Below are 14,496 nucleotides of genomic sequence, written 5' to 3'. Positions count from 1 at the left end.
CTTTTAAAAACTAGCTTTTAATCCAAAGGTGAAAGTTTTGGTTCTTGGGTAATACGATCTATCATCCATACCAGGTGTTAGTCCGGTATCGTCAACTTCAGGATCTCTACCAGTATACCCCGTAATAGTATATAAATTTCTAACACTTAGGTAAAGATTAAGATTAGACACAAAACCTAACTCTTTGAAATTATATCCAATCTGAACATTATCAATTTTTACAAAATCTCCTTTTTCCAAGTAATAACTAGAATAAATAGGAGTTTCATTAATATGTTTATGAGTAGTTAATGCCGATTGCAACACATTAGAGGTTCCAATAATATAAGGATTCCCATAAAACATATCTAAAGTGTTTAATATCTCATAATCAAATTTACCTCGTAAAAACACAGACAGATAAAAACCTTTATAGCTAATATTATTTATTAACGAAGCCTGATATTTTGGCATGCCATTTCCTATAATTCTATTATCAGCATCACTTACTTCAGAAGAAGTTCCTATACTACCATCTGCCTTATAAAATAACCATTCGCCACTATCGGTAAAGCCAGCAAATTCCTTTCCATAATAGTCTCCAATTGGGCGTCCCTCCTTTATTAAAAACGCATTTCCTAAACTACCCGGATTTCCTATATTCCCCGTTTCAAATTCACTTAAAAAGTAGGTGTCATTAGAAAGTGATTTTACTATACTTTTTTGATAACTCCCAGTTAATGCTACATCCCATTTAAAATTGGCATTCCTAATTGGTGTGTAGTTCCCTGTTATTTCTACGCCTGAATTTTTTATAGACCCCACATTTGCCAATACTGTTGAAGCTACTCCTGAAGGTAATTGAGCTGAATAATTATATAAGACATCTTTGGTAGTTCTTGAAAAATAATCAATGGTACCAGTTAGCTTATTTTTAAGAAACCCAAAATCAACACCTACATCAAACTCTTCTTTCTTTTCCCATTTTAAGTCTGGATTCACATTTTTTGCTGGTCCATAGGTTGTATAATACAATACCTCATCAACTCCATCGTAATAAATAGGATAACTATATCCGCCAGATAAACTAGCCAATGACTGATAGTTATCAATATCCTGATTTCCAGTAATTCCAAAACCTGTGCGTATTTTCAAGAAAGAAAACACATGCTGCTGTTTCATGAATTGCTCATCTGTAATAACCCAACCTCCTGATATCGCAGGAAAATCTCCCCACTTATTATTAGCTCCAAAACGGGAAGACCCTTCATAGCGCCAAGAGGCTTGAAAGAAATAGCGGTTTTTAAATGAATAATTAATTCGAGAGAAAAATGAAATAAGAGTATTATCTTCCTTACGACTACTTAAAGTTGGTGTAGAATAGCTATTATCCGATCCTATATCCCAATCTTCTGTAGCATCACTGGTAAAACCACTATTGCTAACATCAAAAAATTCAATAGTTTCATATTGATACCCATACCCCATTAAGGCATCTACAGTATGCGCTCCAAAGGTATTAGAATACCTCAACATACTCTCTAACAATTTATTATAATTCAAATAATTAGATTTATAGGCATATCCGGTTCCGCTATACGGACTCCCCTCCTGATATTGTGTCCAGTCTTTGGTTGTTCTATAATATCGATCTTCATAATTGTCGTATTGATATGCCCAAAAAACCTGTGCTTTTACATTTTTTAATACTTCATAGGAAACTTTTGCGGTTGCAGATAAGGTGAGTTGCTGCCTTTCATAACTACGTGAACTATATCTTGATATAGGGTTATATCTGCCATAAATCTCATAATACCCATACTTTCCAGGGTTACTATTGGAAGGTTCTGCATAAATAGGATCGGTAGGATTCCAATCTATAACGGTTCCAAAGTTACCGCCTCCCAATAAATTTGCATCATTATGATTTACAGCAATTCCTGCCTGAATCATTAATTTATCTTGTAATCCGTTTTGGGAGAAATTAATTCTACCACCTACTTCCTCTCTAGCATTTTCTTTTGAAATTCCTTCAAAGTTATTGTAATAAAATGATACTCTATACCTGTTATCTTCCCCTCCTCCACTAGTGGCAAAAGTGTGATACTCACTTAAATTGTTTTTATTAATTAGAGCATCCCAAATATCTGTAGATGCTCCATGATCTAAACTAGCGCTTAAATCTCCTTGAGCTATTAATTTTCTCCAATCAGCTGCTTTTAAGAAGTCTGGTTTGGCATGTTTATCTTCAAACTCTTTCGAAAAATAGGTCGCATATTCATAAGTAGCTTTCCCTTTATGCCCCTGTTTCGTGGTTATTAAAATAACACCATTATTCCCGCGGGTTCCATAAACTGCCGCTGCAGCACCATCTTTTAATATATCAAAAGACGCTATGTCATTGGGTTGAATTAAATCTAGATTTCCTCCCGGTATCCCATCTATTACAATCAGCGGGGTAGTTCCTCCTTGTATAGAGGTAACTCCACGTAATTGAATTGACACCCCGCCATTAGGATTGTTGGCTACGTTGGTAATGGTTAAGCCCGCAACTTTTCCCATGATTAAATCTAAGGGTGACAAAACTATCCCTCCATTAAAATCCTCAGGCTTTACTTTTACAATAGCGGTGGATACATTTTTTCTTAATTGTGTTCCATACCCGGTAACCATTACCTCAGAAAGTATTTCGGCACAGGGTACTAAAGTCATATTTATGTTTGCTTCTGTTACCTCAACTTTCTCGGTTTTCATTCCTAAATAAGAAAATGTTACCATTTCACCACTGCGAACATTCATACTATAGTCTCCATCAAAATTAGTTTGGGTAACGTTATCATTTACTTTTATTGTTACCCCATAAATAGGAACTCCTTCTTCATCTGTAACCGTACCGCTAAGTTGAATCTGAATATTAGTATCATCGTGTTCTAATTTTAAATAAATATTCCGGTCTTGTATGTCGTATCTAATAGAGAATTTATCCTCTAAAACCTGAAGTAGTTTATATAGACCTATAGTGCCTTCACTTATAATTGGAGTAGAACTCTCTAAGCTACCAACCGAAGTAGTATATAAACAATTAAAAGAAGTCTGTTTCTCTATAATATCCAACACATCAGTAACATGTTTAATATCATTAGAAATTTTTACATAAACGGAGTCAATAACTCCCCCATCGTTGTTTTGGGCACTAAGCGTACCCAAAACAAACAACGAAACCGAAAAAAAAGTAAAAAAAAGTCTTTTTTTTGATAAAACGTTTGTTACAAAACACTTCATTTGAATAACTTTGGGGAGTTAATATAAAATTGATTTATAAACCCGGTTATTTTGGTTGGCGCCTTTACCGGGTTTTCCTTTTTTTATATTAAACTTTACTCTATTCTCAATCTTACTTCATCATCGTTTTCACATGACTTTAAATATATATGTATTTCATTCTCTGCTACCCTCTTATATTCCATGTCATTTAAAAACTGTATTCCTTTTAAAACACTTTCTACCTCATCGCTTTTAAAGCTCCCCGATATCTTTTTACACCCATCATATTCGGGTGTTTTTAAAACTATATGTACTTTAAAATACTCATTAAGCTTGGCTATAACCGTGCTCATATCAGCATTTTTAAATCTAATTTTATGAGAACTCCAAAAGGTATCAACCGTGTCTTTTAGTAAACTTTTTTTAGTTAAAATGCCTGTTTCTTTATTTAAGAATACTTGTTGGTTTTTGGTAAGTATTGCTTCGGCTTTTTTGGTATTACTATTTACTTTTACCTTTCCTTTTAAAACCTTTACAGAGGGCTCCATATCCTGACTATTATCAGATACCACAAATTGGGTTCCTAGTACTTTTGTTACCATATTTGCAGAAACCACTAAAAATGGTTTTTCTGCATTATGTTTTACCCGAAAATACCCTTCACCTTCTAACTTCACTTCCCTTGTTTTGTTCATAAACTTCTCTGGATATGATAATGAACTTTCTTTATTTAAGTATACAATAGTTGAATCTGGTAAAACAATTCTCTTTGTTACATTTTCTGATGCTGTTACCGTAATATATGCTACATCCGCTACCGTATTCCATTTATATACATAAAACAAAGACACCCCTATTAAAACTAGTAAAGCAGCCGCCATGCTTCTCCAAACAACACCTCTTTCCTTTTGTTTCCTCTTTACAGATTTTTTAATTGCCGTAAAAAGTTTTCTTTCCAATGCCAAATCTATCTCATCAGGATGCATCCCGTTATGTTGCATTTCAGAAAAAAATGTCTCTACTACTTGTTGTTCCTTCTGAGATAAATTATTACTCTCGTACAGCTCAAATAATTTTCTGTAATTTTTAATTTTCATTATAGATAAAACAGGGCTTTATAAATAGAGTACATAATTTTGGGGCTGCACCTACTGTATATTGTAAACTTTACTTTATGTTAACACTAATAACATTTAGACAACACAAAATGTAGACGAAAGTATAATGTAGGCAATCAACTTGGCTTGATATAAATCTTCGCTCTTTAATAATTTAAATGCTTTATTAATATGATTCTCTACAGTACTTGAAGAAATTTGAAGCTGACTCGCTATCTCTTTAATAGAAAGCTGCTTATTAAACCTTAAGTCAAATACATTATAGCATTGTTCTGGTAATACCTGTGTTGCTTTTTCAAAAACGTAGGATGCCAATTGCTCTTTAAAATTTTCAGATTCAGATTCATCCGTTACTAAACTTATAGCATTTTCTAGTTGCTCGATATGAAAACCGTTAAGAAACTCCTTTTTCTTAAATATCTTGGCACATTGATATCGGATTGCCTGCAATAAATAAGCTTTAGGATTTTCTATTTCTGTAGTTTCTAAGCGCGTCCATAAATCGACAAAAATTTCCTGTATAACATCTTCAGCAGTTTCCTTATCTCTAAGAATGTTATAGGCATATATGTACAAAGATTTCCAATGCTCTCTGTAAATTTTTTGAAATTCAATATTCTTATTAATATGAAGACTACCGCTCATTAACCTCGCATATTTTTATATTCGAAATATAACACTCCTTCTACTTAATTATCATCACTTTATGTAATGAATAAGTTAATTTTATTAAACTCATAAATTGATATGACTTTTCGTTAGACCTATATCAATTATCCACAGGAACAGAGGTAAGAGATTCCATAAAGGCCTTTATAGCTTCTATATCTGACTTAGATAAATTTAAATGATCCGGTGCCAAAGTTTGATTAGGCACCTCGTATGTTAATCCTACGCCTTGAGCTCCTCCTCTATTATAAAACTCCAACACCTCATCTAAACTTTTGTAAGCTCCATTATGAAAATAAGGCGCTGTCAACGCAACATTTCTAACCGTTACTGTTTTAAACGAATATTTATAAATTGCTACATTCTCATTATTCACTCCATTTTCATATCGTCCAAAATCTGTTCCCATTTTCAATTCTTCAGGAACCTCCATAACTCCCAAAACCTCACTCTCATTCTCATTATAAAGAGGTGGTACTAATCCGCTAAAAGTTGGCACATAATGACAAGTAGCACAATTAGCCTTTCCCATAAATAAGTTAAATCCTTTTTTTACCTTTCTATCCAGCTTATCCGTTTCTCCTCTCATATACTTATCAAACTCACTATTAAACGAGCGCAACGAGATAATATAAGATGCAAGTGCTGCAGAAAATTCGTATTTGGTAATGGTATTGGTGTTATAAATTTTCTTAAAGGCGTTTACATAATATGCATCGGCATTAAGTTTTGCTACAATATCTTCAAAGGAAGTATTAAACTCCATGTGACTCTCTATTACATGTTCTGCCTGATCTTCCAAATCATTAGCTCTTAAATCATAAAAATATTTATCTGAAAAAACGGCATTGATAAGTGTAGGAGAATTTCTTTCCAGACGTTTTCCGGGAATACCAGCAAAAGAGGTTCGTTGCCCATCTGCATACCCTAATTTTGGTTGGTGGCAAGTTGCACAACTAAGGGTACCTTTATCACTTAGTTGTCCGTCATAAAATAACTTTTTACCTACAGCTCGTAATTCTGGACTGTCCTCCTTTTTTTTAAGCATACTGTAATAGTAAGGGTTTAAAAAATCTTCATCAAAAAAATTCTCGCTATTTGCGTTCCAAGAAGGAGTTTGTCCGTATCGTTCTGCAACACTAGGAATTTCTAATTGTTTTCGGGTAAGTAGTAGTTCTTTGTATAAAGGATTTAAATAATTTTTAATAAATACTAACCGATCAAAATTATTAAAGTTTGTATGCTTTAAAAGATATGCTCTGCTATTTTTAAAAAGCGTTTCTATCTTCTTCTGATCATTCAAATTACATTTATTTAAATAAGGATGCAGTATGTCCTCAATCCCTTCTAATGCGCTAGCCGATTCTTGAATACCATTTAAGGAACCCGGAGTATCAAAGCCTGTTATACCCTTAGTCAAAATCCTAATCAACTCCAATCTCGTAAACTCCATTATTTCAAAATCTTGGTAATATTTTCTTCTATTAAGTTCTTTCTCAAGAATGGAAAACTTTGTTTTTAAATCCTGTGCTAATACCAAAATTCTATCTTGCTCAGTTACGACCTCTTCTGTAAAAATAATTTCATCTAATCGTTGCAATCCAACTGGGGCTATCACTTTTGAAGTTCCTTCTAAATAATGACCTCCCTCCATTTTATCTAACACCAATGTGTTCTTATACTCTTCAGGAGTAAATACATAGTAATTCTTTTTTTCAAAGGTTGCTCCTGTAGGATAGGGCTCTATATGATATAGCGGAGCTCCATTAATGTAAAACTTATCGTGCTCAGGAAAGTAAAAGCTCGTAACACTTTCCACTTCCTTATACGCTAAGCGTACTTTTTTTAAAGCCTCTTGTACACTCTTTTCATTTCCCTTTTTATTTTGGTAAGCCTCTGCTATAGTCACAAAGTCACCTATAAGTACACTTACTTCATGCAGTTTTTTGTCAATAGTTTCTTTAACATACATGTTATCCTCCTCATTAGGTAATGTAAACTGAAGCTGAACTGTGACCATCAATAAAAACAGTGCTATGGAAGCATTTACCTTTAGTATGCTCCATAGTTTATGATATAAACCTCTCATCCTTCTAGTTCTTATGTATTAATTTTTCACCTGCCGAGTTATCGGTTAAATACTCCATAAAAACTATCAGATCTTTCTTTTCTTGCTCAGTTAAATTTAAAGCATCCTCAGGCAACGTTTGATTGGTTACATTTAATCCCATTCCTACTCCACCTCCTTGGTCATAAAAGTCTACTACTTCTTCTAATGTTTTATAAGCTCCATTATGAAAATAAGGTCCTGTTAATTTCACATTACGAACTGTACTTGTTTTAAAGGATTTTTTATAGATCCATGCCCTTTCTACATGTACCGAGTTTTCATACCTCCCCTCATCTGCGTCTAACATATGAGGTATTGAAGTATTATCTGCAAGTACTCCTAAAATCTCACTTTCATTCTCATTATACAAAGGAGGAACAAGACCTGAAAAGGTAGGTGAAAAATGGCAGGTCGCACAGTTTGCTTTTCCTGTAAATAAATTAAATCCATTCTTTACCGAATTGGGCAATGTGTTAATCTCTCCTCTAACATATTTGTCAAAATCACTATCAAATGATTGTAATGACAGTACATACGATGCTAATGCTTTTGAAAAATTATCTCTAGACACTCCATCTTTACCAAATACTTTGGTAAACATTTTAACATACTCTTTACTCGCCTCTAACTTTTTAATAATGGCACTATAGGCCGTATTAAATTCAGCCGGATTAAAGATTACATGCTCTGCCTGCTGTTCTAATGTAAAAGCTCTTAAATCGTAAAAGTATCGGTCTGCGTATACAGCATTTAAAAGGGTAGGCGCATTTCTTAAAACGGTTTTACCTTGTACATTACTCATAGATTTTGCTACCCCGTCTGCAAATCCTTTTGACGGTTGATGACATGTGGCACAACTAAATTTTTTATCTCCACTTATTAACGGATCATAAAACAGCTTTTTCCCTAAATCGTAAAGTTCTTTACTATCCTCTTCTTTTTTTAATCCTGTAAAGGCATACGGATTCAAAAAATCGCGTGAAAAAATAGACTCACTCTGTGTATTCCACGATGCTGTGTAACTTAAATAATCACTCGTATATCTTGAGTTGAAATATTTTAATTGTAGATATAGAGGATCTATATAGGTCTTTAAAAAAGTAAGTCTATCAAATGTATTAAAGTCAGTATGCGCTTTTAAATAATCGGTTGCTTTATCAAATAACAAAAGCACTCTTTCTTCTTCCGCGGTTCCCTGATCGCTTCCATAAACCTCAGAAAAATACATCTTCATTCCTGTCAATGCCGCTGCTGCTTCTTGTAAAGCATTTAGAGATCCCGGTGTATCAAATCCGGTTACCCCCAAAGAAAAGATTCTTACCAATTCTAAGCGTAACGATTCTATTTCCAAAAAATCTGGCACATCGTTTTCAGTTAAACGCTTATGCAGCATGCTATAATTACTAACCAATTTTCTAGCAAGACCAAAAACATGAGCTCTTTCCTCATAGGCATTATCGCTAAAAATTAATTCGTCTAATGATTGTAAACCTTCTGGAGTAAGCACATTAATATTAGTTCCTTCTACTTCTGTATGCAATAAAGGAGCACCATTAATATGGCTCTTTACAAATTCAGGATAATAAAACTCCAAGTAAAATTCAATGCGCTTATATTGTAAACGCGATTTAGTAATTGCTGACTGTAATATAGAAAGTTCAGCATTACCATTTTTGTACATTTCGGCAATGGCATCTAACTCATAAAAGTTTTTGTTAAGCAGGTCTAATTCCTTTAACAAAAAACCTTTTGCTGCGGTGTCTTTGGTTGGCGTGAAAGACACAAATGCAACAGAGGATAGCAATACAATAGCAAGTATTACTACCGAGCCGGTTCTCAGCTTTTTCATGTTGAATATATTAATATAAAATTGATAGTTTGTTAACCCAACAAACTTAAGTGGTTGCTTTAGCACCACGATTAATTAATTGTTAAGAAATGTTTAGTATAAACCCACATCATTTTTTTATACCTTTGAAACAACCAATTAATTATAATGTACTTTTTATGAAAAAAGTAGTACTCCTTTTAACGTCTCTAATCTTGCTTGTAAGCTGTCATAACACTAAAGAAACCAAACAATTAATTTCTATAAAGAAAGCCGAAACCACTCCTGTTTTAGATGGGATTGGAACCGATGCTTGTTGGATGAATACAACTTGGCTACCTTTAAGTCAAAGATGGGTTGGAGCGCCTTATTCAGACGATGACTTTAGTGGTAAATACAAATTAACTTGGGATGATGATGCTTTGTATTTACTAGTTCAAATACATGATGATGTGTTATTTGACCAATATAAAGATCCTAAAAAACTATGGTGGGATGATGATTGTGTAGAGGTATTTGTAGATGAAGATAACTCTGGTGGAGAACACCAATACAACCATAATGCGTTTGCATACCATGTGGCTTTAGATGGAAATGTAATGGATATAGGTCCCGAAGAAATTCCGCATTTATATAACGATCATGTGCTTTCTAAACGAGTAACCAATGGTAAAATTTCTACCTGGGAATTAAAGGTATATTTATATGACGACTCTTATGTAGATGGCGAAGAAAATACGCCCGTAAAATTACATGATAACAAAGAGGTTGGTTTTGCCCTAGCATATTGCGATAACGATCACAGTAAAGAACGTGAAAACTTCATCGGTTCTATTTATGTAGAGGGAGAAGATAAAAACCAAGGATGGATAGATGCTAATATTTTTGGAACCCTATTACTTAAAAATTAATGAGGTATATTCTTTCTGTATTATTTCTTATACCTAGTTTATTTTTTGCCCAAGTTAAAGGAGTTGTAAAAGACACCAATGGTAATGTTATTCCATTTGTTAGCATTCGCTTTAACAAAGCAGGATTGTATGCTAATGCAGACGGTTCTTTTAAGATTTTGGATAGAATAACTTCCGATAGCATCTACTTTTCGTGTATCGGATTTACACCAAAAGCCATTGCTACTAATACATTACCCTCCACTATTACCTTAACTTCTGAGCGTGAAGAGTTAAATGATGTAACTGTTTATGACAAGGTCAAAAGTACACATCAAGTAGATTTTCTAAAAACACCCAATTCCATTGGTAATTGGCCTTCATTTATGGGAAATGAAATTGTTACGTACTTTACCCCTAAACAACTCCCTAAAAATGCTTTTTTTAAGTCGATTTCTATAAAATTTGCGAAAATTATAGAGCTTAAGAACATGGAAGATGTAGACAATTTAAGAAATATTGTACGTCTTAATATCTATACATTAGAAAATGATATCCCTACAGATAGAATCTATAGTAGCGATCCTGTACAAATAGATTTTATTAATCAGGTTGAACGGAAGTTTGCTATTGAAAAGGAATTCATTAAAATTCCTAAAGAAGGCATCTGCTTTGGTATTGAAATACTTGGCACTTACAATGTACAGAAAGATGCATTTGTTAAAGTAAGTAATGCCATTATAAGACCGGTACTTACCCATAAAACAAGTGACCTTTATAATGCTCAAAGTTATATTAAATCTACCCTAACTGCTATTAAACCTGTCAACTTAACAGATCTACTACATAAAACCGGATTTGAAGGAGAACGTTTTTTAAATTTTGCCTTTGAATATGTTGTTTACTAAAAATAGTTAAACTGCTTTTAGGTAAGTTTTCCAGAGTAGTTATAAGCAGTACTCTTTTATGTCGAAACAGATACAAAGGGGTTTGATCTCTATTTTAAAGTAAACCTGAAGAATATCATTCTTTATCTCATACAAATATTACTTCTTTGCGTTACACTTACATTGTTTGGCTATGGAGTTATTAGATGGTATTACACTACCCTACTTAAATTACAATACGGTTTTAAAAGATCAATTTGGTGGTAGAGTACAAAAAATCAGTATCAATGCAGGCTTTACCTGTCCTAACCGTGATGGCAGTAAAGGCTATGGTGGCTGTACGTATTGTAACAACCAATCGTTTAGCCCTAACTTTAGTAAAGAAATACAGCCAATTACTGAACAAATAGATAACAATATTTCCTTCTTCAACAAACGCTATAAAAGTCAGTATTACCTAGCCTATTTTCAATCGTACACTAATACTTACGACACTCTTGCAAATTTGAAACAACTGTATGGAGAAGCACTTAAACACCCACAGATAGAGGGTATTGTAATAGGCACCAGACCCGATTGTGTATCGGATACGCTACTGGATTACTTTGCAGAAATGGCTAAAGAAAAGTACGTAATGATTGAATACGGTATTGAATCTACCAACAACAAAACACTTGATTTTATACATAGAGGACATACCTACGAATGTGCTGTGGATGCAATAGAAGCTACGGCTAAAAGAGGTATACATACAGGAGCGCATTTAATTTTAGGGCTTCCTGGTGAAAACAAGAATATAATTTTAGAGCATGCAGAGAAAATTTCCAAACTTCCTTTAGATACTTTAAAGCTGCATCAATTACAACTAGTAAAAGGAACTATAATGGCAAAGCAATACAAAACAAACCCAGAATGGTTTCAGCTCTATACGAAAGAAGAATATTTAGAACTGGTTATTTCTTTCTTAGAAAGATTAAGACCAGATATTGCCATGGAGCGTTTTATTTCGCAATCTCCACTTAGGTTATTAATTGCTCCTACTTGGGGATTAAAAAACTATGAATTTGCTAACATGCTACAAAACACATTACAACAAAAACAAACATGGCAAGGAAAATATTACGAAACCTAAAGAAATACTAGGTTACTAAAAAAACTATTTAAAGTTACGGTCTTAGACGTATTTGAGTTAATATTATAGCCTTGCTTTGTAACTTTATCAAGCTTTGTAAGTTTCCAGTTTTTAGGAAATTTTAATGACCCATGCTCATCTTTTATAAAAAGCTTATAAGGTGTATTCGGAAATTTAAAACTCCCCTCCATATTATCCATATTCAAAATTAAAGATGAAAAAGCAGGATTTATTTCCGTCACTTTAATAGAGCCTAAATTAGCATCTATAACGGCTTTTTTAGTTAATTTATCAATAATAACATTGGAAGAGCTGGCTATTAAATGAATATCTCCTGCCGATTTAATATCCGCTTTATTAGAAAAATTCAAAATCAACTTACCATCATTCCATTGTCCGACTTCAACAGGAGCATAGGAAGACTCAATATAGGTTTTATTCCCATTTATAGTATTGGCAAGCAACCTTGAATAATTCAAGGTTGCTTTTATATTGGTCGTATTTTCAGCCAATTTCACTTCTCCATGACGCACATTTAAATGTAACTTAGCACCTTTAGGAAGTTTAACTTTTATCTTTTTCTTAATTTTTAACGTGATGACTTTACCATCTTTATGAATGGTGATTTCACTAGATCCATTGCCAGTAAAAAAATCATAGTTAAAACCATTTACCAATTTATTTTCTATTCTAGGATAATTGGTTACAATTACTTTTTCTACTTTTTTCTCTATTAACTCTGCCCTTTTAAGTTCAAGTTTTGTTCTCTTTTCTATCAACTCTTCCTTACGGTTTTCAAGTTCTTTTTGGAGTTCTTCTCTTTTCTTTGATACCGCTTCTTTTCGTTTTTCCATAAGCACAATACGTCTTGCTTTTTGTTTCTCAACCTTAGCTTTCCACTCCTCCATTTTCTCTTCTATGGCAGCCTTGCTATAGAGTTTGTTAAAATTCTGATCCCATTCCTGTTTCCATTTTTTCAAATAGGCTTCTCCCTCTTTATCAAATGCTTCATAATCAAAATCTACTTCTCCTAACTCTATAATAGCATGTGGTAACGGAGGTAAAATACACAAAGAGTCTATCTCTATTTCTTCTACAAACGGACTTCCTATAACTACAAGATCATTAGTAGGGGATAAAAAATCAATAGATTGGACATCTACAACTGAATGTTTCATTCCAACAGCAGAAATTTCTACTTTAGAACTATTTCCTAAAGCTTCAAACTCCCAGCTATTAAAATATTCCTGAGCCTCTTCTTTACTCAATCCTTCAATTTCTATAGTAGCCGTTACCTCAACCTTATTTTGGTTCCAAGTATCAAACTCTACATCTGTATTTATTGTATTAACATTTACAGTAACATCTTTGTTTACACTAAACGTTTCCTTAAACTCTTTGGTCTGTTTTTGCGCACTTACTACAGCCACCGCCAAAAACATCATAAAAGTTAAATAATTAGCCTTTGCTTTCATCTTGCTTTGTTTTTTTAAATTCATCTAATTTGTTTTTTAACTTGTAAAGCAATTGTAACCGTAATTGTAAATTATTTATAAGTGCACCAATGGTCTGTTCATTAGGGCCATATGTATTTAATTCTGTCGTAAGTGTTTTATACTCTTTGTTTAAAACAGACAATCTATCCATATAACCTTCAAACAGCCTTTTATTAACATCATTAATTTCTAAACTTGCCAAGGTAACATTAATGCTTGCAACATAGTATTCTTCTACTTTTTTAAGGTCGGGTGACAAATCGCCCAAAGTAATCTGTTCGTTTTCCGGTGATGATTCCGTTTCCTCAGTTGTATCTACTACCTGATTATCGGGTACTAATTCCTCCTTAGTATCAGATATACTATGAATAAACAACATACTACCAATACCTATGACGATAATTGCAGCTGCAGCTATTTTTACATAAAAGAAAACCGAACGCTTCTTTTGCTTCTCAGGTAGCTCTTTTTCAAGCTTGTCTAGAAATCTTTTCTCATGTCCTTCCGGCAATGCTACATTGCTACGAAACATGTTCTTCTCTTCACTTTGTAACGCCATTGCTATAAACTTTTAAATATTCTTGTAATTTTCTTTTGCCTCTTAAAAGCTTTGTTCTCGAAGCTGTTTCCGTAATTCCTAAAATCTCCGAAATCTCTTTATGATCATACCCTTCCACTAAAAACAACAATACCACAATTCTATATTTTTCCGATAGTCGTTCTATAGCTTCCATAATACTTTCTTTCACTTCTAATAGCCATGCTTCTGAAAACTCTTCATTCTCAACCTCCACAGGTTCGTACAGCTGATCTTCTATAGATTCTATTTTATTTTTATCATACTTCAACTGATCTAAACAATGATTAATTACAATTCGCTTTAGCCAAGCGCCAAATGGCACTTCACTATTATATTGGTGCAGTTTCTTAAAGGCTTTTACAAAAGCTTCCTGCATTGCATCTTCCGCGTCTTCTACCGATTTTAAAAACCTGTAGGCAACATGAAACATCCCATTACAATAGTTGTTATACAATTGCACTTGGGCCTTACGGTCATTATTTTTACACTTTTCAATAATATTGCCTTGAAACATGCCGGCTAGTTTCTTGGTGGTTAAAAATT

General features: G+C 33.4%; 11 protein-coding genes. 3 read left to right on the top strand and 8 right to left on the bottom strand.

All coding sequences use genetic code 11. The features are described 5' to 3' along the window. Positions 1–3: 3 nt before the first annotated feature. The 5 genes from NBRC110019_RS05360 to NBRC110019_RS05340 all read right to left on the bottom strand — a co-directional run bounded on the left by NBRC110019_RS05360 (position 4) and on the right by NBRC110019_RS05340 (position 8,989). Positions 4–3,261 carry a SusC/RagA family TonB-linked outer membrane protein gene (locus tag NBRC110019_RS05360; RefSeq protein ID WP_281753075.1) on the bottom strand — a complete coding sequence of 1,086 codons (3,258 nt, stop codon included), beginning with the start codon at positions 3,259–3,261 and terminating at the stop codon, positions 4–6. A gap of 95 nt (positions 3,262–3,356) precedes the next feature. Beyond that, the gene (locus tag NBRC110019_RS05355; RefSeq protein WP_281753074.1) at positions 3,357–4,340 is read right to left on the bottom strand and encodes a FecR family protein; all 984 of its coding nucleotides are present in this window, start codon (positions 4,338–4,340) and stop codon (positions 3,357–3,359) included. Between the two features lie 96 nt (positions 4,341–4,436). After that, positions 4,437–5,006: an RNA polymerase sigma factor gene (locus tag NBRC110019_RS05350; protein ID WP_281753073.1), complete on the bottom strand. Its 570-nt coding sequence runs from the start codon at positions 5,004–5,006 to the stop codon at positions 4,437–4,439. Between the two features lie 124 nt (positions 5,007–5,130). After that, complete coding sequence (locus NBRC110019_RS05345; RefSeq protein WP_281753072.1) at positions 5,131–7,119, bottom strand: cytochrome-c peroxidase; 1,989 nt, start codon at positions 7,117–7,119, stop codon at positions 5,131–5,133. A 4-nt stretch (positions 7,120–7,123) separates the two neighbouring features. Continuing rightward, on the bottom strand, positions 7,124–8,989 hold the full coding sequence (locus tag NBRC110019_RS05340; RefSeq protein WP_281753071.1) for a cytochrome-c peroxidase: 1,866 nt from the start codon (positions 8,987–8,989) through the stop codon (positions 7,124–7,126). A 158-nt stretch (positions 8,990–9,147) separates the two neighbouring features. Between NBRC110019_RS05340 and NBRC110019_RS05335 the strand changes: the two genes are divergently transcribed. From NBRC110019_RS05335 to mnmL, 3 genes are all read left to right on the top strand, one after another. After that, entirely contained in the window at positions 9,148–9,879 is a 732-nt protein-coding gene (locus NBRC110019_RS05335; RefSeq protein ID WP_281753070.1) for a sugar-binding protein, read from the top strand. Further along, positions 9,879–10,766, top strand: a complete 888-nt coding sequence (locus tag NBRC110019_RS05330; protein WP_281753069.1) for a peptidase associated/transthyretin-like domain-containing protein — start codon at positions 9,879–9,881, stop codon at positions 10,764–10,766. Before NBRC110019_RS05335 ends, NBRC110019_RS05330 begins: the two co-directional genes overlap by 1 nt. 172 nt (positions 10,767–10,938) lie before the next feature. Continuing rightward, positions 10,939–11,877 (top strand): tRNA modification radical SAM protein MnmL/YtqA, encoded by a 939-nt coding sequence (gene mnmL, locus NBRC110019_RS05325; protein ID WP_281753068.1) that lies wholly within the window; start codon positions 10,939–10,941, stop codon positions 11,875–11,877. Here mnmL and NBRC110019_RS05320 read toward each other — a convergent pair. From NBRC110019_RS05320 to NBRC110019_RS05310, 3 genes are read right to left on the bottom strand one after another with little or no spacing between them, the layout of a single operon-like run. After that, on the bottom strand, positions 11,874–13,376 hold the full coding sequence (locus NBRC110019_RS05320; protein ID WP_281753067.1) for a hypothetical protein: 1,503 nt from the start codon (positions 13,374–13,376) through the stop codon (positions 11,874–11,876). The two genes, mnmL and NBRC110019_RS05320, sit on opposite strands and share 4 nt — an antisense overlap. Then, positions 13,336–13,932, bottom strand: a complete 597-nt coding sequence (locus tag NBRC110019_RS05315; RefSeq protein WP_281753066.1) for a hypothetical protein — start codon at positions 13,930–13,932, stop codon at positions 13,336–13,338. Before NBRC110019_RS05315 ends, NBRC110019_RS05320 begins: the two co-directional genes overlap by 41 nt. Next, positions 13,916–14,467: an RNA polymerase sigma factor gene (locus NBRC110019_RS05310; protein WP_281753065.1), complete on the bottom strand. Its 552-nt coding sequence runs from the start codon at positions 14,465–14,467 to the stop codon at positions 13,916–13,918. The genes NBRC110019_RS05315 and NBRC110019_RS05310 overlap by 17 nt, the downstream gene beginning before the upstream one ends. Positions 14,468–14,496 lie beyond the last annotated feature (29 nt).

This window comes from Neptunitalea chrysea, from assembly GCF_027924145.1.
Taxonomy (GTDB): domain Bacteria; phylum Bacteroidota; class Bacteroidia; order Flavobacteriales; family Flavobacteriaceae; genus Neptunitalea; species Neptunitalea chrysea.
The sequence above is the reverse complement of the archived record's forward strand: the minus strand, read 5'-3'. Positions and strand labels throughout refer to the sequence as shown.